Source organism: Nocardioides euryhalodurans, from assembly GCF_004564375.1.
Taxonomy (GTDB): Bacteria; Actinomycetota; Actinomycetes; order Propionibacteriales; family Nocardioidaceae; genus Nocardioides; species Nocardioides euryhalodurans.
Genome location: NZ_CP038267.1, coordinates 2351020 through 2370983, shown reverse-complemented (window position 1 = coordinate 2370983; position 19964 = coordinate 2351020). Strand labels below are relative to the sequence as shown.

Genomic DNA, 19964 nt, shown 5'->3' with positions numbered 1-19964 from the left:
ATGGATCTCGACCTGCACTGGTTCCTTCCCACGACCGGGGACGGCCGCACCCTGGTGGGGGGTGGACAGGGGGTGCCCCGCGCGGGCGTCGTCGTCTCGGGCGGCGCCGGCGGGACTGCCTCGCAGTTCCGTGCCCCCGACCTCGACTACCTGACCTCCGTCGCGACCACCGCCGACCGGCTGGGCTTCACCGGCGTGCTGACGCCGACCGGCACCTTCTGCGAGGACGCCTGGCTGGTGACCTCGGCGCTCATCCGCGAGACCAACCGGCTGCGCTTCCTGGTCGCCTTCCGGCCCGGGCTGGTCTCGCCGACCCTGGCCGCCCAGATGGCCTCGACCTTCCAGCGGCTGTCGGGAGGCCGGGTCGCCCTCAACGTCGTCACCGGGGGCGAGCCCGCCGAGCAGGCCCGCTTCGGCGACCACCTGTCCCACGACGAGCGGTACGCCCGGACCGACGAGTTCCTGGCCGTGGTCCGGGGCGCGTGGGGAGCCGAGCCGTTCGACCTCGACGGCGACCACTACCGCGTCGTGGGCGCCCGGACCCGCGAGGTGCCCGACCCGCTGCCGCCGATCTACTTCGGCGGCTCCTCACCGGCCGCCGGTCCGGTGGCGGCGCGACACACGGACGTCTACCTGACCTGGGGCGAGCCCCCGGCGCAGGTGGCGGAGAAGGTGCGCTGGATCCGCGGCCTGGCCGAGGAGCAGGGACGCCACGTCCGCTTCGGGATCCGGATGCACGTCATCGCCCGGGACAGCGCGGCGGAGGCGTGGCGCCACGCCCAGTGGCTGGTCGACACGCTCGACCCTGCCGACGTGGCGAAGGCCCAGCAGGCGATGGCCGCGAGCGAGTCCGTCGGCCAGCAGCGCATGAGTGCCCTGCGCCAGGGTGACGGCGCCCTCACCCGCCGCAGCCTCGAGGTCGCCCCCAACCTGTGGTCAGGCGTGGGGCTGGTGCGCGGGGGAGCAGGGACGGCCCTGGTCGGGAGCCACGAGGAGGTCGCCGACCGGATCGAGGAGTACGCCGCCCTCGGCATCGAGGAGTTCATCCTCTCCGGCTACCCGCACCTCGAGGAGGCCCACTGGGTCGCGGAGGGCGTGATGCCGGTGCTGCGCAACCGGGGGAGGCTGGCGGTCCGCGCCGCCTAGGGCAGGCCCTGGCAGTCCCGGTGGCCCGCGGTGGGGAAGCGGGCCACCGGGATCGGCTCAGCCGTCGAGGTCGGCCATGGTCGCCAGGCTCGGACCGCGCTCCGCGGCGAGCCGGGCGGCAGCGGCCTCGGCGCCCCGCATCACCCGCAGCACGTTGCCGCTGGTGAGGCGCCCAAGGTCCTCCCGGGACCAGCCGCGCTCGGCGAGCGCCCCCAGCAGCCGCGGGTAGCCGGTGACGTCCTCGAGGCCCTGGGGGAGCGACTCGGTGCCGTCGTAGTCGCCGCCCAGCCCGACGTGCTCGATCCCCGCCACCTCACGGACGTGCTCGCAGTGCGCGACCACGTCGGCCAGGGTCGCGACCGGCTCGGGGTGGGTGGGCAGCCAGTCCTCGCGGAAGGCGGCGCGGCCCTCGAGGTCGCCCAGGTCCACGCCCTGAGCCTTCGCCTCGGCGACGAGCTCGAGCTGCCACGCGGCGCAGTCGGGGTTCACGAACGCCGGGACGAAGGTCACCATGCAGACCCCGCCGTTGCCGGCGAGCCGGGTGAGGACGTCGTCGGGGACGTTGCGCGGGTGGTCGCAGAGTGCGCGGGCCGAGCTGTGGGAGAAGACGACCGGCGCGTCGGTCGCGTCGAGCGCGGCCCGCATCGTCGTGGCGGCGACGTGGGAGAGGTCGACCATCATGCCGAGCCGGTTCATCTCGCGGACCACCTCGACCCCGAAGCGGGACAGCCCGCCCACCACCGGATCGTCGGTGGCCGAGTCCGCCCACGGGGTGTTGTCGTTGTGGGTCAGGGTCAGGTAGCGGACGCCGAGCGCGTGGAACATCCGCAGCGCCCCGAGCGAGCAGCCGATGGAGTGGCCGCCCTCCGCGCCGAGGAGGGAGGCGATCCGTCCCGAGCGCCAGGCGGCCTCGACCTCGTCGGCCGTGGTGGCCAGGGCCAGCCGGTCGGCGTACCGGGCCGTCATCGCGTGCACTGCGTCGACCTGCTCCAGGGTCGCCGTCACGGCCTCGTGCCCGGGCAGGGTGCTGGGCACGTACACGGACCAGAACTGCCCGCCCACCCCGCCCTGGACCAGCCGGGGCAGGTCGGTGTGCGTCGAGGGCGTGTGGCCGCCGACGTCGAGCCGCTCGAAGTCGTAGCCGGTCTGCTTGCGTGCCTCCCAGGGGAGGTCGTTGTGGCCGTCGATCACGGGGTGCCGGGTGAGCAGGTCGCCGAGGTCCATGGGCGCGACCCTACGGGCGGGAACGATGTGGGGGTACGACGCGTTAGCGTCTCGTTCCCCACCCCGCTCCGCGACCGGAGGTCTGCTGCGTGAGCTTCGTCCCCGTCACCGGTCCGGCCAGGTTCCTGGCCGCCGACGCCCCGCGCGACGGTGTCGTCGAGTTCACCGACGACCGGCGCACGGTGACGATGCCGATCCGTGGCGCGCTGCCCCTGCTCACGCGCGCCCCCTCCCGCGAGGAGTCGCACCCCAGCGTCCGGCTGATCGCGGGGGCGGCGCTGCTCGGGATGCGGCTGGTCGCCGCGGGGTCCTTCGAGCCCGCCGCGGGCCGGTGGCAGCCGACCCGGCTGACCGCCGAGGACGAGGACCGGCTGGCCCGCCTCGCCGACGGCGACGAGGAGACCGAGCGGGTGGTCCGTGAGGTCGTGGCGGCCGTCGTGGACGCCATGCCGCGCAGCGCTCCCGACGCCTCGCGCGCGTTCACGCGTCCGGTGGCGCGCCGCCCGTTCCGCGACCGCCTCGCCCAGCGGCTGCAGGCGCACGACACCTCCCACCTGGCCCAGCTGGTGCGGATCTCGTTGCGGATCGAGGCCGACGAGGAGGAGCTGCGTGCCGGGGCGGTCCGGGTCGTGCTCCAGGTGCACGACGAGCAGGAGCCGCTGCGGGTCTGCGACGCCGCCCTGCTGTGGACCGGCGAGGCCGTGGAGCACGGCTTCGGCGACCGCGCCCGGACCCATGCCAGCATCGCACTCCGGGCAGCGGTCGAGGCCTGGCCGGTGCTCGACCGGCTCCTCGAGCTGCGGGTGCCCGACGAGATCACCCTCGACACCGACGAGCTGGTGAGCCTGCTCGACGAGGGGGTCGCCGCGCTGGCTGCCCGGGGGATCGACGTCATGTGGCCGCGCAGCCTGGGCCGCGACCTCACCGCCACGGCGGTGCTCGACCGTCGACCGGGCAGCGAGGGGCCACGTGAGGCGCCGCTGCAGACCGGCGTGCTGAACGAGGAGGCGCTCTTCGGCTTCTCCTGGCAGCTCGCCCTCCACGGCGACCCGCTGACCCCCGAGGAGATGGACGAGCTCGCGCGGGCGGCGTCGCCGGTGCTGCGGCTGCGCGGGCAGTGGGCGGTCGTCGACCCCGGGCTGGCCCGCAAGGCCCGCAAGCGGCTGATCCGGAGCGCCACCCCGGCGCAGGCCGTCGCGGCCGCGCTCTCCGGCGTCGCCGAGGTCGAGGACGGCCCTCACGAGGGAGCCAGCGAGGTCATCGTCGGCGCCAGCCTGCTGCGGGTGCGCGAGCAGCTCGAGACGGCCGCGACCCGGCCGCCGCTCGACCCGCCCGCCGGGCTGGCCGCCTCGCTCCGCGACTACCAGCTCCACGGCCTGACCTGGCTCGACCAGCTCACCTCGCTCGGGCTGGGGGCGTGCCTCGCCGACGACATGGGCCTCGGCAAGACGATCACCCTGATCGCGCTGGCGCTCCACCGTGCCGAGCGGCCCGAGGGGTCCGGGCCCACCTTGGTCGTCTGCCCGGCCTCGCTGCTGGGCAACTGGGAGGCCGAGGTCCACCGGTTCGCACCCGGCCTGACGGTGCGGCGCTTCCACGGGTCCGCCCGCGACCTGGCCGACCTGTCGGGGCCGGGCTTCGTGCTCACGACGTACGGGACGATGCGGGTCGACCACGAGGCGCTCGCCACGGTCGCCTGGGACCTGGTCGTCGCCGACGAGGCCCAGCACGTCAAGAACGCCCGCTCCGCGACTGCCCGGGCGCTGCGGAAGATCCCCAGTGCAGCCAGGGTCGCCCTGACCGGCACCCCGGTCGAGAACGAGCTCGCCGAGCTGTGGGCGATCCTCGACTGGGCCACCCCCGGCCTGCTCGGCAGCCGCAACGCGTTCCGGCGGGTCTGGGCGGCGCCCATCGAGGCGGGGGTCGACCCGGCGGTGACCGCGCGGTTCCGCGACCTGGTCTCACCGTTCCTGCTCCGACGCCGCAAGTCCGACCCGGGGATCGCGCCCGAGCTGCCCCCGCGCACCGACACCGACCACCTGCTCTCCCTGACCCGTGAGCAGGTCGTCCTCTACGAGGCGTTCGTGCGTGACTCGCTCGACCGGATCGAGCGGGCCGACCCGCGCGACACGGTGACCCGGGCCGGACTGGTGCTCGCGATGCTCACCGGCCTCAAGCAGATCTGCAACCACCCCTCCCACTTCCTCAAGCAGGGGGTGCTGCGCCACGCCTCCGACAAGACCGACCTGCTCGACGAGATCGTCGGCACGGTCCTCGCCGAGGGCGGCGCGGTGCTCGTCTTCACCCAGTACGTCGCCATGGCGCGACTCCTCGAGGGTCACCTGGAGAAGCTCGGGGTGCCCCACCAGCTGCTCCACGGCGGCACGCCCGTGCGGGAGCGGGAGCGGATGGTGCGGAGCTTCCAGTCGGGGGAGGTGCCCGTCTTCCTGCTCTCCCTGAAGGCCGGCGGTACCGGCCTCAACCTCACCCGGGCCGACCACGTCGTCCACTTCGACCGGTGGTGGAACCCGGCCGTCGAGGAGCAGGCGAGCGACCGCGCCCACCGGATCGGGCAGACCCGCCCGGTCCAGGTGCACCGGATGATCACCACCGGCACGATCGAGGAGAAGATCGCCGAGCTGCTCGCCCGCAAGCAGTCGCTGGCCGACTCCGTCCTGGTCGGGGGCGAGCAGGCGCTGACCGAGCTCAGCAACGCCGAGCTCCGCGACCTGGTCGAGCTGCGCGGGGTGGACTGATGGCCACGCACGCCCGGCTCGCCCCCCGGCCCGGTACCGCTGCCCGCGCACGCACCTGGTGGGGCAAGGCCTGGGTCCGGGCCGTCGAGGAGTCGGCGTACGGCGAGGGGGAGCTGCGCCGCGGCCGGACCCTGGCCCGGGGTGGACGGGTCGGTGCGATCACGGTCGAGCCCGGAGGGTTCCTCGCCGCCGTCGAGGAGGGGGACGACGTCCTCACCGTGACCGGATCCGTGCCGGTGCTCGACGCCTCGGGGCTCGCGACCTTCACCGAGACCGTCGCCGCCGAGGCAGGACGGGTCGCTGCGCTGCTCGCCGGCGACCTCCCCCACGGCCTGGTGGAGCACGCAGAGGAGGCGGGTGTCGAGCTGCTCCCCTTCGGCGGGGAGCTCGCCACCCGCTGCAGCTGTGAGCCGTGGACCGACCCGTGCCACCACGCGCTGGCCGTGCTGCAGCAGCTGACATGGCTGCTGGAGGCGGACCCGTTCGTGCTGCTCGCGCTGCGGGGCATCGAGCGCGACGAGCTCCTGGCCCGGCTCCACGCCGCGGCACCGGCCGGACCCGAGGAGACCGACCCCGACCTCGACCTCGCCGTCGACGCCGCCCAGCGTGCCGCCCGGGTGCTGGAGCTGCTCGCCGACCCCGACGCCCCGGTCGACCACCTGCTGTGAGCCCGCGATGACCGACCCGAGGGAGCGCCTGGAGGAGGCCCGGCGCGTCACCCTGCGCCGGCTGGCGTCCCTGACCGAGGACTTCGACGAGGTCGTGGCGGCCTCGCTCGACACCAACGCCGACGACGAGCACGACCCCGAGGGCGCGACGATCGCCTTCGAGCGGTCCCAGGTGGGTGCCCTGGTGCGCCAGGCGCGCGAGCGGCTGGCCGAGCTGGACGCGGCGCTGGCCCGGGTCGGGGACGGCAGCTACGGAACCTGCGAGCGCTGCGGTCGCCCGGTCGGCGCCGAGCGGCTGGTGGCCCGCCCCGAGGCGCGCACCTGCATCGACTGCGCGCGGCTCAGTCGCGCCTGACGCCCAGCGACCCGAGGGCCATCTCGGTCAGCAGCCTCCGCATCTGCGGCTCGGGCAGCAGGGCGCTGTGCGGGGTGGAGTTGATGAGGCCGAAGGCGGCGTGCGCCATCGCCCGCGCCCGGTCCGGCCTCAGCCCGGGGTGCACCCGACGCAGCTCGCCGGCCCAGACGTCGACGTACGCCCGCTGGAGCGCGCGGACGCGCTCGCGGGCCTCGTCGGGCAGCGACTCCCAGTCGCGGTCCTGGACCACGATCAGGCTGCGTCGTCGCAGCGCGAAGTCGACGTGCCAGCCCACGAGAGCGCGCACCGCCCCCTTGGCGTCGGGGGCCGCGGTGACCCGCTCCCGCCCGACGGCGAGCAGTTCCTCGCTGATCGAGACCAGCATCTCGGCAAGGATCGCCTGCTTGGACGGGAAGTGCTTGTAGAGCGCCGGTCCCGAGATGCCGCAGGCGGCCCCGAGCTCCGCGACCGACACCCCGTGGAAGCCCCGGGTGGCGAAGAGGTCCGCCGCGGTCGCCAGCACCTGCTCGCGCCGGGTGGCGGTCTCGGTCGTCATGACACGCAAGGTTAGCGCTCGCTAACCCCGTGGCGACGCGTGTCCCCGGGACGTGGGACGGCGGCCGGTGCGAGGTCGCACCGGCCGCCGGCCGCGGGTCGTGGCTCAGATGAAGCCGTTCTCCGACATCCAGTCCTCGGCGACGTCCTCGGGCAGCTCCAGGTCGACCGAGACCCGCTCGTTGAGCGCCGTCATCTCCTCCTGGGTCAGGGCCGCCGAGATCGGGTCGAAGATCGCGTCGAGCTCCTCGCCGTACTCGGAGTAGACGGTGTCGGTGAACACCGGGCTCGGGTTGTAGAGCGGGAAGAAGCCCTGGTCGTCCTCGAGCACCGTGAGGTCGAGCGCGCTGACCCGGCCGTCGCTGGTGAAGACCTCACCGAAGTTGCACGGGTCCTGCTTGTCGGCCGCCGAGTAGACGATGGCGGTGTCGAGCACCGTCACGTTGTCCTTCGGGAACTGGTAGCCGTAGGTCTCCTCCATGCCCGGGAGACCGTCGTCGCGGGCGGAGAACTCGCTCTCCACGCACAGCGTCGCGGCGTCCGGGTCCTCGGCGATCAGGTCGGCGAGGTCGGAGAGGGTCTCCGGGTTGCCGAGCTCCTCGGCCGCCTCGCTCGGGAACGCCAGGGCGTAGGTGTTGTTGAACTCTGCCGGCTGCAGCCAGTGGAGGTCGTTCTCCTCGAGGTCCCGCTCCGCGACGACCTCGTACTGCTCGATGCGGTCGGCGATCGGCTCGGTCTCCTTGAAGAAGGAGATCCAGGCGGTTCCGTTGTACTCCCAGTACGTGTCGATCTCGCCGCTGGTCAGGGCGGCGCGGGTGACGTCGGTGCCGCCGGTGTTGATCTCGTCGGTCACGTCGGCGCCGGCGTTCTCCAGGGCCAGCTTGCTGATGTTGCCGAGGATCAGCTGCTCGTCGAAGTCCTTGGACCCGACGGTGATCGAGGCGCCCTCGAGCGTCCCCTCCGTGGCCGAGCCGCCGTCGTCGCCTCCGCAGGCGGCGAGGCCGAAGGTCAGGGCGAGGGCGCCGCAGGTGGCGATGAGTTTCCGGTTCAACATGGTGCTCCTTCCGAGAGCGTTGTGTCAGAGATCGAGGGGCTCGTCAGAGCCCGCGGGGCGCCAGCAACCGGCCGGCCATCCCGGCGAGGTAGCTGACGAGGAGGGCCAGGCCCGAGACCAGCACGACCCCGACGACCAGGATCGTGTCGCGGTTGAGCCCGATGCCGCTGAAGATGACGTAGCCGAGGCCGCCGGCTCCGAAGAAGGTCGCGAGCGTGGCGGTGCCGACGTTGATCACCAGGGCGGTGCGCAGGCCCGCGAACATGACCGGGACGGCGAGCGGGAGCTCCACCCGGCGGAGCACGCCGAGGGGGGACATCCCCATGCCGCGGGACGCCTTGATCAGGCTCGGGTCGACCTGCTGCAGGCCGACCAGGGTGTTGCGGAGGATCGGGAGCGTGGAGTAGGCGACGAGGCCGATGACCACCGGCGTGAAGCCGAGGCTCCCGAAGGCCACGAAGATGACGGCGAGCAGCCCGATCGACGGGACGCCCTGGCCGATGTTGGCGATCCCCAGCACGACGGGCACGGCCGGACGCGCCCAGCGCCGGCTGAGCACGATCCCCAGCGGGATCGCGATGAGCAGCACGATCACCGTGGAGACCAGCGTGAGCTGGATGTGCTCGATGGTGCGCTCGACGAGGACGTCGCGGCTGAGCACCCGGGCCTCGATCGAGTCGAGGTCCTGCGAGCTGATCCAGAGGTACGTCGCGGTGCCGACCACCAGCAGGAACACGGGCATCCCCCACCACTCGAGCGGCGTCGGGCGGTGCGAGGGTGCGGCGACCCGGCTGGTGGCCGCGACGTCGGCGGAGGTGGCGGTCTCGAGGGCGGCCATCAGGCCCCCTCGGCGTGCGACTTCTGCGCGAGGTAGAAGGCGGCGTGCTGGTCACGCATCGTCCGGACCGCGGCCATGATCGTCTCGAGGTCGACGATGCCCTGGTAGGCGCCGCGGCCGTCGACGATGATCGCGCAGCCTCCGTTGGAGGTGATCAGCTCGTTGAGGGCGTCGGCCAGCGTGGCGTGCGGCTCGACGAGGGCCCGGGCCGGGAGGCCCACGCGGTCCAGCGGCTCGTCGCGTCGCAGGTCGCCGGCAGTGACCCAGCGGGAGGGCCGTCGCTCCCCGTCGAGGAGCAGCATCGCCGACCAGTCGGAGTCGCCGAGCCGGCGCTGCAGCACGGCGGGGTCCTCCGTGGTCGCGCCGGTGGGCGCGTCGGAGGTCACCTCCAGGTCGCGGACCCGCGAGAGGTTCAGCCGCTTGAGGGAGGCGCCGGCACCGATGAAGTCGGCGACGTAGTCGTCGGCCGGGCTGGTGAGGATGTTCTCCGGGGTGTCGAACTGGGCGACGTGCGACTGGTCGCGCAGGACCGCGATCTTGTCCCCCATCTTGATCGCCTCGTCGATGTCGTGGGTGACGAAGATGACCGTCTTCCGGATCTGCTGGTGCAGGCGCAGGAACTCGTTCTGCAGCCGCTCGCGGGTGATCGGGTCGATGGCGCCAAACGGCTCGTCCATCAGCATCACCGGCGGGTCGGCTGCCATCGCCCTCGCCACGCCCACCCGCTGCCGCTGGCCGCCGGAGAGCTCCTTGGGGTAGCGGGAGCGGTAGGTCCCGGGGTCCATGCCGACCAGCCCGAGCAGCTCGTCGACCCGCTCGCCGATCCGGCCCTTGTCCCAGCCGTTCAGCTTGGGCACGGTCGCGATGTTCTGGGCGATGGTGCGGTGGGGGAGGAGGCCGGTCTCCTGGATGACGTAGCCGATCCGGCGCCGGAGCTGGTCGGGATCTGCGCTCGTGACGTCCTCGCCGTCGAGCACGATGTGACCCGAGGTGGGCTCGATCAGCCGGTTGACCAGCTCCATCGACGTGGTCTTGCCGCAGCCCGACGGGCCGACCAGCACCACGATCTCGCCGCGGGGCACCGACAGGCTGAGACGGTCGACGGCGGGCTGCTTCTGGCCGGGGAACTGCTTGGTCAGCTCGACCAGCTCGATCATGGTCTCGGTCATCGGATACCTCGCGAGGTGGTCAGTCGGCGGATCAGGACGAAGGCGGCGTCGAAGAGCAGGGCCAGCACGACCACGGCCAGGGTGCCGCCGTAGATCAGGTTCGGGGCGTTGGCGTTGGGGACCGAACGGATGCCGCGGAAGATCTCCTGGCCCAGTCCGGGACCGCCCACGAGGGCCGCGATGGCGGCGATGCCGACCACGACCTGCGTGGACACGCGGATGCCGGTGATGATCACCGGCCATGCCAGCGGCATCTCGACCTGCAGCAGCCGGCGGGCCGACCCCATGCCCATCCCGCTCGACGCCTTGACGATCGCGGGATCCACCGAGCTCAGGCCGGCGATGGTGTTGGCCACGATCGGCAGCAGCGCGTAGAGGGTGAGACCGGCGATCGCGGGCGGTGCGCCGAGCCCGAAGATCGGGACGAAGATCGCGAAGAGGGCCAGCGAGGGCAGGGTCAGGAAGAAGGACGTGGCGCTGAGGATCGGCGCCCGGGTGAAGCGACGGCGGTGGGCCAGCACGCCCAGCGGCAGGCCGACCAGGATCGCGATCCCCATCGAGACGAGGACCAGCTGGATGTGCTCGAGCGAGAGCTCGATGAGGTTGTCGTAGCTGTTGGCGAGGTATTCGGCGAAGGTCACGGTCCTCCAGCGCATGAGCGGGCGGTGGTCATCGTGCGGTGACCCTCGTACGCCAGGCTGGTGGCCCGTGGGAGGCGGGGTCGGTCGTGTCACCGTAGACGACGGTTGCCGCCGTTGGCGCCCTGTGACGTCGGAAAGCGTGCGATCGTTTCCGGTTCGTGACACCGGCGGGCTGCGCCCACCAGGTCCGCGGCGACGGTGCCCCGGACGTGGCACGCGAGGTTAACGATCGCTAACCTGTCAGGGTGACCGGCATGAAGGATCTCGTCGAGGAGCTGCGCGAGCGCCTCGCCACCGCGCGACAGGGTGGCTCGGAGAGCGCCCGCCAGAAGCACACCGACCGCGGCAAGCTGCTCGTCCGCGAGCGGGTCGACCGGTTGCTCGACCCGGGCAGCCCGTTCCTCGAGCTGAGCCCGCTGGCGGCGTACGGCATGTACGGCCGGGACGCCGACGACGCCTACGCCGTCCCGAGCGCGGGGATCGTGACCGGCATCGGGCGGATCAGCGGGCGCGAGTGCGTGGTCGTCGCCAACGACGCGACCGTCAAGGGCGGCACCTACTACCCGATCACCGTCAAGAAGCACCTGCGTGCGCAGACCGTGGCCTCCGACAACCACCTCCCCTGCGTCTACCTGGTCGACTCCGGCGGCGCCTTCCTGCCGATGCAGGACGAGGTCTTCCCCGACCGAGAGCACTTCGGCCGGATCTTCTTCAACCAGGCCAACCTCTCCGGCCGCGGCATCCCGCAGATCGCCAGCGTCATGGGCTCGTGCACGGCCGGTGGGGCGTACGTCCCGGCGATGTCGGACGAGTCCGTGATCGTCAAGGAGCAGGGCACGATCTTCCTCGGCGGTCCGCCGCTGGTGAAGGCGGCGACCGGCGAGGTCGTCACCGCCGAGGAGCTCGGCGGTGGCGACGTCCACGCCCGCACCTCCGGCGTCGTCGACCACCTCGCCGAGGACGACGCCCACGCGCTGTCGATCGTGCGGTCCATCGTCGACACGCTGCCGCGCGGCGTCACCCGGGGTCGGCCCCCCGTCGAGCCGGAGGAGCCCCACGAGGACCCGGCGACGCTCTACGACGTGGTGCCCAGCGACACCCGGACGCCGTACGACGTGCGCGAGGTGATCCGCCGCGTGGTCGACGCCAGCCGCTTCCACGAGTTCAAGCAGCTCTACGGCGAGACCCTGGTCTGCGGCTTCGCGCGGATCTGGGGCCACGAGGTCGGCATCGTCGCCAACAACGGCATCCTCTTCAGCGAGTCCGCGCTCAAGGGCGCCCACTTCATCCAGCTGTGCAACCAGCGCGGCATCCCGCTGGTGTTCCTGCAGAACATCACCGGCTTCATGGTCGGCCGCGAGTACGAGAACCGCGGCATCGCCCGCGACGGCGCCAAGCTCGTGACCGCGGTGGCCTGCAGCGTGGTGCCGAAGTTCACCGTCGTGATCGGCGGCTCGTTCGGCGCCGGCAACTACGGCATGTGCGGGCGGGCCTACGACCCGCGCTTCCTCTGGATGTGGCCCAACGCCCGGATCTCGGTGATGGGCGGCGAGCAGGCGGCCAGCGTGCTCTCGACCGTCCGCCGCGACGGGCTCGAGGCCCGGGGCGAGGAGTGGTCGGCCGAGGACGAGGAGTCGTTCAAGGCGCCGATCCGCGACCAGTACGAGCACCAAGGCTCGCCCTACTACGCCACCGCCCGCCTCTGGGACGACGGCGTCATCGACCCTGCCGACACCCGCCGGGTGCTGGGGATGGGCCTGGCCGCCGCGGCCCAGGCGCCCGTGCCCGACCCCTCCTACGGCATCTTCCGGATGTGATCTCACCCCATGACGTTCTCCGCTCTCCCGCTCCGCTCCTCCGCGAACAACGCCATGGGGACCCCGAGGCCCCGGGGAGAGGCGGCCGACCGATGAAGCTCCTGATCGCCAACCGCGGCGAGATCACCGTCCGGATCGCCCGCACCGCCCGCCGGCTGGGCGTCCCGACCGTCGCGCTGCACTCCGACGTCGACCTGTCGGCTCCCCACGTCCGCGCCTGCGACGAGGCCGTCGCGGTGACGAGCTACCTCGACATCGACGCCGTCGTCTCGGCCGCGCTCGCCCGCGGCTGCACGCACGTGCACCCCGGTTACGGCTTCCTCTCCGAGCGCGCCGCGTTCGCACGTGCCGTGGCCGATGCCGGCCTCACGCTGGTCGGACCCTCCGCGGAGGTGATGGACGCGATGGGGCGCAAGGACCGGGCCCGCGAGGTCGCGGTCGCGGCCGGGGTCCCGGTCGTGCCGTCGTACGGGCTCGACGACGACCCGTCCGGTTTCGCCTACCCCGTCCTCGTCAAGGCCGCGGCAGGCGGCGGCGGCAAGGGCATGCGCGTGGTGCGGTCGGTGGACGACCTCGCCGACGCCCTCGCGGCGGCCGGACGTGAGGCCCGCAGCGCCTTCGGCGACGACACGCTGCTCGTGGAGAAGTACGTCGAGTCCGGCCGCCACATCGAGGTCCAGGTGGTCGGTGACACCCACGGCACGGTGCTCCACCTGTTCGAGCGCGACTGCTCGACGCAGCGTCGTCACCAGAAGGTGCTGGAGGAGGCGCCGGCTCCGACGCTCTCCGACGAGCAGCGGTCGGCCATCACCGCCGCGGCCGTCGACCTGGCGCGCGAGGCGGGCTACGTCAACGCCGGGACCGTCGAGTTCCTGCTCGACAACGCGACCGGCGAGTTCTACTTCCTGGAGATGAACACCCGGCTCCAGGTCGAGCACCCCGTCACCGAGCTCGTCACCGGGCTCGACCTCGTCGAGCTCCAGCTGAAGGTCGCGGCCGGGGAGCCGCTGGAGATCAGCCAGACCGACGTACGCCTCGACGGGCACGCGATCGAGGCCCGGGTCTATGCCGAGGACTCCTATCGAGGCTTCCTGCCGCAGGCCGGCACGACCAGCCTGGTCCGCTGGCCCGAGGACGTGCGCGTCGACCACGCGCTCGAGCCGGGGCAGGTGGTCTCCACGGCGTACGACCCGATGCTGGGCAAGGTGATCGCCCACGGCGCCGACCGCGAGGCGGCGCGTCGCAACCTCGTCTCCGCGCTCGACGGCACCGCGATCCTCGGGCTGACGACGAACACCGGCTTCCTGCGGGCCCTGCTCGCCACCGACGAGTTCCGCGACGCCGTCATCGACACGGCGTGGCTGGACGCGGCAGAGGTCCCGGCGCCCGACGACTCCCTGCCCCGGCTGCTGGTCGCGTGGACCTCGGCGATGATCAGCGCCGCCGACACCGGCCACGCCTTCCAGTCCGACGGCTTCCGGCTCGGCGCCACGCCGGCCCCGACCGTGGTCGAGCTCGACCGTCCCGTCGTGGTCGACCGGGGTGCCGGCACCGTCGACGGGACGCCCGTCCGCCAGCTGTCGGCGGCCGACCACGTCCTCGAGGTCGACGTCGACGGGCGGCGCGTCCGCGCCGTGGTCAACGTGCAGCCGCACGTGCTCGAGGTGGCCTGGGAGGGGCACCGGCACGTCTTCGAGCCGGCCGACGCGTTCGCCGACCACGGGCCAGGCACCGGCGACGGGACGATCACGAGTCCGATGCCCGGCACCCTGCTCGACGTCCACGTCGCGGTCGGCGACGAGGTCGAGGAGGGGCAGGTGCTCGGTGCGATGGAGGCGATGAAGATGGAGCTCGCCCTCAAGGCGCCCTTCGCGGGCACCGTGACCGAGGTCGGCGCCGCTGCCGGCGAGCAGGTCGCGCTGGGCGCCACGCTGTTCGTCGTCGCGCCCGGGGAGGAGCCCTCGTGAACCCACTGCCGAGCCGCGTCACCCGCGACGGTCTGCCCGAGCGGGTCACCATCTACGAGGTCGGCCCGCGCGACGGGCTGCAGAACGAGTCGGCGACCGTGCCGGTCGAGGTCAAGGCGGAGTTCGTGCGCCGGCTGCTGGCGGCCGGGCTGCCGGTCGTCGAGGCGACCTCGTTCGTCCACCCGCGGTGGGTCCCGCAGCTCGCCGACGCCGCCGAGCTGATGACGTCGCTGGTCGACGAGCTGGGCGACACGGCGCGCGACCTGCCGGTCCTGGTCCCCAACGAGCGCGGCCTCGACCGTGCCCTCGAGCTGGGGATGCGCCACGTCGCGATCTTCGGCTCGGCCACCGAGACCTTCGCGCAGCGCAACCTCAACCGCGGCCTGGACGAGCAGTTCGCGATGTTCGAGCCGACCGTGCGCCGGGCGCGCGACGCCGGCCTCGACGTGCGGGCGTACGTCTCCATGTGCTTCGGCGACCCGTGGGAGGGCGAGGTCCCCGTGGCGCAGGTCGTCGACGTCGGGCGGCTGCTCTTCGACCTGGGCGCGAGCCAGCTCAGCCTGGGCGACACCATCGGCGTCGGCACGGCCGGTCACGTGCGCGCGCTCGTCGACGGCTTCCTCGCCGCGGGCATGCGGACCGACCAGCTCGCGATGCACTTCCACGACACCTACGGCCAGGCGCTCGCCAACGCGTACGCCGCCCTCGAGTGCGGCATCACCACCTTCGACGCCAGCGCCGGCGGCCTCGGCGGCTGCCCCTACGCCCACAGCGCCACCGGCAACCTCGCCACCGAGGACCTGGTCTGGATGCTCACCGGCCTGGGGATCGAGCACGGCGTCGACCTCGATGCCCTGGTGGCAACCAGCGTGTGGGTCGCCGGTGAGCTGGGGCGCCCCAGTCCCTCGGCCGTGGTGCGGGCGCTCGGGAGCGGTACGGCAGAATCGCCCGCATGAGTCCCACGGTCTACCTCCACATCGGAGCTCCCAAGACCGGCACCACCTATCTCCAGGACCGGCTGAGCGTCAACGCCTCCGCGCTGGCCTCGCACGGCGTCCACTTCCCGAGCCGCTCCCCGCTGGTCAGCCCGGGGCTCTTCCACTTCCGGGCGGCCCTCGACCTGCTCGGCCAGGACTGGGGCGGCGCACCGGGCCATGCCGAGGGCAGCTGGGATGCCCTCGTACGCCGGGTGCAGCGCCGCTCCGGCACCGTCGTGGTCAGCCACGAGATCCTCGCCCCGGCCAAGCCCGAGCACGTGGCGCGGGCCATGAACGACCTCGGCCCCGACGTCCACGTCGTCTACACCGCCCGCGACCTCGGCCGGCAGGTTCCAGCGGCGTGGCAGGAGAGCATCAAGCAGGGCCGGCGCTGGCGCTACGACCGCTTCGTGCGCCGGATGGAACGGGGCCGGGTGTGGTTCTCGCGGGCCTTCGACATCCCCTCGGTGCTCGGCACGTGGGGTGCCCACGTCCCGCCAGAGAACGTCCACCTGATCACGGTCCCGCAGTCCGGCCGGAGCGCCCCCGACGACGACCTGTGGCACCGGTTCTGCCGGGTGGTCGGGATCGACCCCGCGTGGGCGCCCGAGCAGAGCACCCGCGCCAACGAGTCGCTCGGCGTCGCCGAGACGGCCGTGCTGCGCCGGCTCAACAAGCAGCTCGACCGCGGCGTCCGGCGCGAGGCGGCCTACGACGGGCTGATCCGCTCGATGCTGGCGGAGAACGTCCTCGTCGAGGGCAAGTCGCCGCGGATCACGTTGCCGCCGACCTCCTACGACTGGGTCGACCAGCTGACCGGCACCTGGATCGAGTGGATCCAGCAGTCCGGCATCGACGTCGTCGGCGACGTCGAGGAGCTGCGGGCGGTCCGGCCGGGCACGGAGAAGTGGCACGACCCTGATCGCGTGCCGCCCCGCAAGCGGCTTCGCGTCTCGGTCAACGCCCTCGCCGCGATGACGGTCGAGGCGGCGCAGCGCCCGGACCCCGGCAGCACGCTCCGCGCCCGGGTCCGCGCCAACGCCGAGCGGCTGCGGCTGCGGTGAGCGACCCGGGCACCGCCCGCGCCTGGGGGTGGGTCGCCCACCTGCGGGACGGCGGGACCACGCCGTGGCGCAGCTGGGCCGGCACCGCCGAGCCCGCGGCACCCTTCCTCCCCGGGGCGCAGCAGCTGGAGCTGCTCCGGCTGCTCAACGACGTACGCCCCGTGTCGCCGGCGCTCGCCGGGCAGGTGCTCGCCGCCGACCCGCCCCGTCGTCACCGCCCGGCCCTGCCGCTGACCGGCGGCGCGCCCGTGCCCGACCACGGGCCGCGCCCCGTCGACCCCGTCGACCTCCCGGCCGAGGAGCTCGCCGAGCTGGCGGCCGTGGTCCTCGCCCAGCGGCTGTCCACCGTCACGCCTCCCCGGCCCCGGGTCGGGCGGAGACGGCCGTGGGCGGTCCGCTACCACCTCCACGGCGACCCCGAGCTGGCCCGGGACGTACGCCGCCACCTCGTGGCGCACGGCCGGCCACCCGCCCCGCACGGCGGTCGGGTGATCGTGATGGCGGCCGACGCCGGGCGGATGCTGACCGACCTGTGGACCCACGCCGCGCTCGGCGGCGGCATCGTCCCGTGGTCGGAGTGGTGGGCCCAGCGGGTCGTCCGCGACCGGCTCCCCGTCCGCGCCGACGTGCTCCGGTCGGCGCAGGCCGGGCTGGCGATCCCGGGCGCCCGCGGGGTGCACGTGGTCACCGACCCCGCGCTCGCCCCGCGCCTCGCCGGGCTCCGCCGACCGCTGCCGCCGCCCCCGACCTACGCCGCCGCCGCGGTCGACCTCGGCCGCCGGGTCGTGGGCGCGCTCCGGCCCGTCGTGCCGCCCGAGACACGTCACGCCGTGGTGGGCGAGGTGCTGCGGCCGATGCTCGCGACGATCGACGGCCCGCCCCTCGTCGTGCCCCCGGCGCACCGGGCGTGGGTCGACGAGCACGCCACGCAGGTCCTGGCGCGCATCCACGCGGCCCCCCGGCGCTACCCTGTCCACGGTGACCCCGAGCGCCTGCTCCGGGTCGACCGGCCGGGAGCCGAGACGGTGCGGCCGCGGGACACGCTGGCGGCCGGCATCCGGCTGCTGCTGACGGAGACCGGCCCCACTGGTCGGGCCGAGGAGGAATCGTGAGTCGCAGGGTGCTGCTGCACGTGGGCACGCCCAAGACCGGGACCTCCCACCTCCAGGACGTGCTGTTCCGCAACCGGGACCGGCTGCGCGAGCAGGGGCTGCTCTACCTCGCCGACCGCTTCGACGCCCACTTCCTGGCGGCGCTCGACCTGATGCAGCTGCGGTGGGGCGGGCTCGAGGACGAGTGCGTGGGCGCCTGGGAGCGGCTGGCCGAGGGCGTGCGCCGCCACGACGGCACCGCGATCATCAGCCACGAGATCCTCGCCACCGCCTCGCGCGGGCAGGCCGAGCGGGCGCTGGCCTCCCTCGGCCACCCCGACACCGAGATCCACGTGGTGCTCTCGGTCCGCGACCTGGTCCGCCAGATCCCCGCCGAGTGGCAGGAGAACGTCAAGCACCGCCGGGTGCTCGACTTCGGCACCTTCCTCGCCCAGCTGCGCGACCCGTCGCGCTCGCAGGGCGTCGCGCCGTGGTTCTGGGGGGTGCAGGAGGTCCCCGACATCCTCGACCGGTGGGCGCGCGACCTGCCACCCGAGCGGGTGCACCTGGTGACGGTGCCGCCGCCCGGCGGTGACCCCGACCTGCTGTGGCGGCGGTTCAGCGCGGCCTTCGGCCTCGACGGGCTCGACCTCGACCAGACCGCCGAGCGCGCCAACCCGTCCCTCGGCGTCCCCGAGACGGCCCTGCTGCGCCGGCTCAACCGGCAGGCCACCGACCTGGTCCCGCCCGACGCCTACCGGCCCCTGGTGCGCGAGCTGCTCGCCCACCAGACGCTGTCGCGACGCCGCGGCTCGCCGCGGCTGACGCTCCCGCCCGAGGAGCACGCGTGGGTCGCGGCGACCACGGACTCGTGGATCGCCACCATCCGGGAGCGCGGCTACGACGTGGTGGGCGACCTCGACGACCTGGTCGGCACGCCGCCCACGACGTACGCCGACCCCGACCGTCCCGACGAGGCACAGGTGGCCGACGCGGCCGTCGACGCGCTCACCGCGCTGCTGGTCGAGAACGCGCGGCTGCTGCGCTCGGAGCAGGACCTCGCCCGCCGCCTCGGGGAGACCGAGTCGGCCCTCGAGCGCAGCTACCTGCGACCGACGTACCGCCTGCGCGAGAAGACGGTGCGGGCGCTGCAGCACAGCACGGCCGGTCGCAAGCTGCTGGGCGCCTACCGGCGGTTGCGGGGCAGGAGCTCGCGGTCGGCGTAGCGCCCGACCCGCCACGTCGAGAAGCCGTCGGCACCCATGCCGACCACGCCGCCCAGCACCGGCACCCGTCGTGCGACCGACGTCGCGAGCCGCTTGCCGGCCACCTTGGTGATCAGGTCGGAGGCCACGATCGCGGAGATGATCTTGTCGACGTCGGCGTCGTGGGCGGGAGCCGTCGCGATCGCCATCGGGGGCGCCGGGATCTCCTTCCTCTTCACCATGGTCTTCACGGTGTCCTCGCCGAGGAGGCAGACGAGGATCGCGTTGCGGGTGCGGGGGTCGTCGAGGTCGTAGCCCCGCAGGTGGGCGATCCCGGCGATCATCCGGCAGGTGATGAGCGCGAGCCCGGTGATGTTGGCGGGGATCATGACGGTCGCCGTGACGAGGCCTCCGAGGTTGGTGACGAAGCCCTGCGCGCCCGCGAGCCGGACGTGGTTCTCGATGACCTCGTGGACCGCGCGCTCGACGTCGCCGTCCTGCTCCTTGAGCTGCTTGTCGGCCGCCCTGGCCGCGGGCGGGAGCGGGCCGACCCCCTCGATGGCCCGGGCCAGCGCCTCGCGCACGAAGGTGGTGGTGAGCTCCGGCGCCAGCTCGGTCACCCGGGGAGCCAGCCGCTTGGAGATCGATCCCATCGCACTCATGCCTCGATCGTACGGGCGGACCGGGTGACTAGGTTCGTCCCCATGCCCGCCGTCGAGCCGCCCCCGACCCCGTGGGGCTTCCCGCCGGCGGAGGTGTGGCCGGACGACGACCTGGTGGCGGTGGGGGCCGACCTCGAGCCCGGCACCCTGCTCGCGGCCTACCGGGCCGGCCTGTTCCCGATGCCGCACCCGGGCGGCACCGTCGGCTGGTGGAGCCCGGTCGAGCGGGGGGTGCTGCCGCTGGCCGGGCTGCGGCGGCCTCGCTCGCTGCGCCGCTCGGCGCGGCGGTTCGAGATCCGCGTCGACACCGCGTGCGCGGAGGTGATCGACGCGTGCGGCGACCCGCGCCGCCCGGACGGCTGGATCGACGACGACGTCAAGGCCGGTTACCTGGCCCTCCACGAGCTGGGCTGGGTGCACTCGGTCGAGGCGTGGCACGAGGGCCGGCTGGCCGGCGGGCTGTACGGCGTCGCCATCGGGGGCCTCTTCGCCGGCGAGTCGATGTTCCACCGGGAGACCGACGCCTCCAAGGTCGCGCTGCTCGGGCTGGTCGACCTGCTCAGCGACGAACACGCCGAGGGACGGCTGCTCGACGTGCAGTGGGCCACCGACCACCTCGTCAGCCTGGGCGTGGTCGAGCTGCCGCGACCGACGTACCTCGCGCGGCTGGCGGCGGCGCTGGAGCTCCCGCTGCCGGCGTTGCTCGAACGCCCCCGTGCCGGATAGTCAGCCGCCGAAGACGCCTCCGAAGAGCCGCCGATGACGCATCGGGCGA

At 73.5% G+C, this 19964-nt stretch carries 18 protein-coding genes; 11 read left to right on the top strand and 7 right to left on the bottom strand.

Annotated elements, in window-relative coordinates; all coding sequences use genetic code 11:
* On the top strand, window positions 1–1146 hold the full coding sequence (locus EXE57_RS11355) for an LLM class flavin-dependent oxidoreductase (RefSeq protein ID WP_135077584.1): 1146 nt from the start codon (window positions 1–3) through the stop codon (window positions 1144–1146).
* Window positions 1147–1203: 57 nt separating this feature from the next.
* Here the strand turns inward: EXE57_RS11355 and EXE57_RS11350 are convergent, their stop codons facing one another.
* A complete protein-coding gene (locus tag EXE57_RS11350) occupies window positions 1204–2370 on the bottom strand; it encodes a dipeptidase (RefSeq protein ID WP_135077582.1) in 1167 nt (388 codons plus the stop codon).
* Window positions 2371–2459: 89 nt separating this feature from the next.
* Here EXE57_RS11350 and EXE57_RS11345 point away from each other — a divergent pair, with 89 nt between their 5' ends.
* The 3 genes from EXE57_RS11345 to EXE57_RS11335 are packed head-to-tail and all read left to right on the top strand — an operon-like array spanning window position 2460 to window position 6149.
* Window positions 2460–5126, top strand: a complete 2667-nt coding sequence (locus EXE57_RS11345) for a DEAD/DEAH box helicase (protein WP_135077580.1) — start codon at window positions 2460–2462, stop codon at window positions 5124–5126.
* Complete coding sequence (locus EXE57_RS11340) at window positions 5126–5794, top strand: SWIM zinc finger family protein (protein ID WP_135077578.1); 669 nt, start codon at window positions 5126–5128, stop codon at window positions 5792–5794. Before EXE57_RS11345 ends, EXE57_RS11340 begins: the two co-directional genes overlap by 1 nt.
* A 7-nt stretch (window positions 5795–5801) precedes the next feature.
* Window positions 5802–6149, top strand: a complete 348-nt coding sequence (locus EXE57_RS11335; protein ID WP_135077576.1) for a TraR/DksA family transcriptional regulator — start codon at window positions 5802–5804, stop codon at window positions 6147–6149.
* Here the strand turns inward: EXE57_RS11335 and EXE57_RS11330 are convergent.
* The 5 genes from EXE57_RS11330 to EXE57_RS11310 all read right to left on the bottom strand — a co-directional run bounded on the left by EXE57_RS11330 (window position 6136) and on the right by EXE57_RS11310 (window position 10406).
* Window positions 6136–6705, bottom strand: coding sequence for an SACE_7040 family transcriptional regulator (locus tag EXE57_RS11330; protein WP_135077574.1), 570 nt, complete (start codon window positions 6703–6705; stop codon window positions 6136–6138). The genes EXE57_RS11335 and EXE57_RS11330 overlap by 14 nt on opposite strands.
* Window positions 6706–6810: 105 nt before the next feature.
* Window positions 6811–7758, bottom strand: coding sequence for a glycine betaine ABC transporter substrate-binding protein (locus tag EXE57_RS11325; protein WP_135077572.1), 948 nt, complete (start codon window positions 7756–7758; stop codon window positions 6811–6813).
* Window positions 7759–7801: 43 nt separating this feature from the next.
* Entirely contained in the window at window positions 7802–8596 is a 795-nt protein-coding gene (locus EXE57_RS11320) for an ABC transporter permease (RefSeq protein ID WP_135077570.1), read from the bottom strand.
* Entirely contained in the window at window positions 8596–9765 is a 1170-nt protein-coding gene (locus tag EXE57_RS11315; protein ID WP_135077568.1) for an ATP-binding cassette domain-containing protein, read from the bottom strand. The genes EXE57_RS11320 and EXE57_RS11315 overlap by 1 nt, the downstream gene beginning before the upstream one ends.
* Entirely contained in the window at window positions 9762–10406 is a 645-nt protein-coding gene (locus EXE57_RS11310; RefSeq protein WP_135077566.1) for an ABC transporter permease, read from the bottom strand. The genes EXE57_RS11315 and EXE57_RS11310 overlap by 4 nt, the downstream gene beginning before the upstream one ends.
* A gap of 254 nt (window positions 10407–10660) precedes the next feature.
* Between EXE57_RS11310 and EXE57_RS11305 the strand changes: the two genes are divergently transcribed.
* The 6 genes from EXE57_RS11305 (at window position 10661) to EXE57_RS11280 (ending at window position 18548) form a co-directional block, all read left to right on the top strand.
* On the top strand, window positions 10661–12223 hold the full coding sequence (locus tag EXE57_RS11305) for a carboxyl transferase domain-containing protein (protein ID WP_135077564.1): 1563 nt from the start codon (window positions 10661–10663) through the stop codon (window positions 12221–12223).
* Between the two features lie 92 nt (window positions 12224–12315).
* Entirely contained in the window at window positions 12316–14190 is a 1875-nt protein-coding gene (locus EXE57_RS11300) for an acetyl/propionyl/methylcrotonyl-CoA carboxylase subunit alpha (RefSeq protein WP_135077562.1), read from the top strand.
* Window positions 14187–15146 (top strand): hydroxymethylglutaryl-CoA lyase, encoded by a 960-nt coding sequence (locus EXE57_RS11295; RefSeq protein ID WP_135077560.1) that lies wholly within the window; start codon window positions 14187–14189, stop codon window positions 15144–15146. Before EXE57_RS11300 ends, EXE57_RS11295 begins: the two co-directional genes overlap by 4 nt.
* Window positions 15143–16231, top strand: coding sequence for a hypothetical protein (locus tag EXE57_RS11290; protein ID WP_135077558.1), 1089 nt, complete (start codon window positions 15143–15145; stop codon window positions 16229–16231). The genes EXE57_RS11295 and EXE57_RS11290 overlap by 4 nt, the downstream gene beginning before the upstream one ends.
* On the top strand, window positions 16228–17343 hold the full coding sequence (locus EXE57_RS11285) for a hypothetical protein (protein WP_135077556.1): 1116 nt from the start codon (window positions 16228–16230) through the stop codon (window positions 17341–17343). Before EXE57_RS11290 ends, EXE57_RS11285 begins: the two co-directional genes overlap by 4 nt.
* On the top strand, window positions 17340–18548 hold the full coding sequence (locus EXE57_RS11280; protein WP_135077554.1) for a hypothetical protein: 1209 nt from the start codon (window positions 17340–17342) through the stop codon (window positions 18546–18548). The genes EXE57_RS11285 and EXE57_RS11280 overlap by 4 nt, the downstream gene beginning before the upstream one ends.
* On the opposite strand, the gene EXE57_RS11275 is transcribed toward EXE57_RS11280, so the two are convergent.
* Window positions 18509–19189 carry an EcsC family protein gene (locus tag EXE57_RS11275; RefSeq protein ID WP_135077552.1) on the bottom strand — a complete coding sequence of 227 codons (681 nt, stop codon included), beginning with the start codon at window positions 19187–19189 and terminating at the stop codon, window positions 18509–18511. The genes EXE57_RS11280 and EXE57_RS11275 overlap by 40 nt on opposite strands.
* 42 nt (window positions 19190–19231) lie before the next feature.
* Between EXE57_RS11275 and aat the strand changes: the two genes are divergently transcribed.
* Window positions 19232–19915, top strand: a complete 684-nt coding sequence (aat, locus tag EXE57_RS11270; protein ID WP_135077550.1) for a leucyl/phenylalanyl-tRNA--protein transferase — start codon at window positions 19232–19234, stop codon at window positions 19913–19915.
* The last annotated feature ends 49 nt before the right edge of the window (window positions 19916–19964 follow it).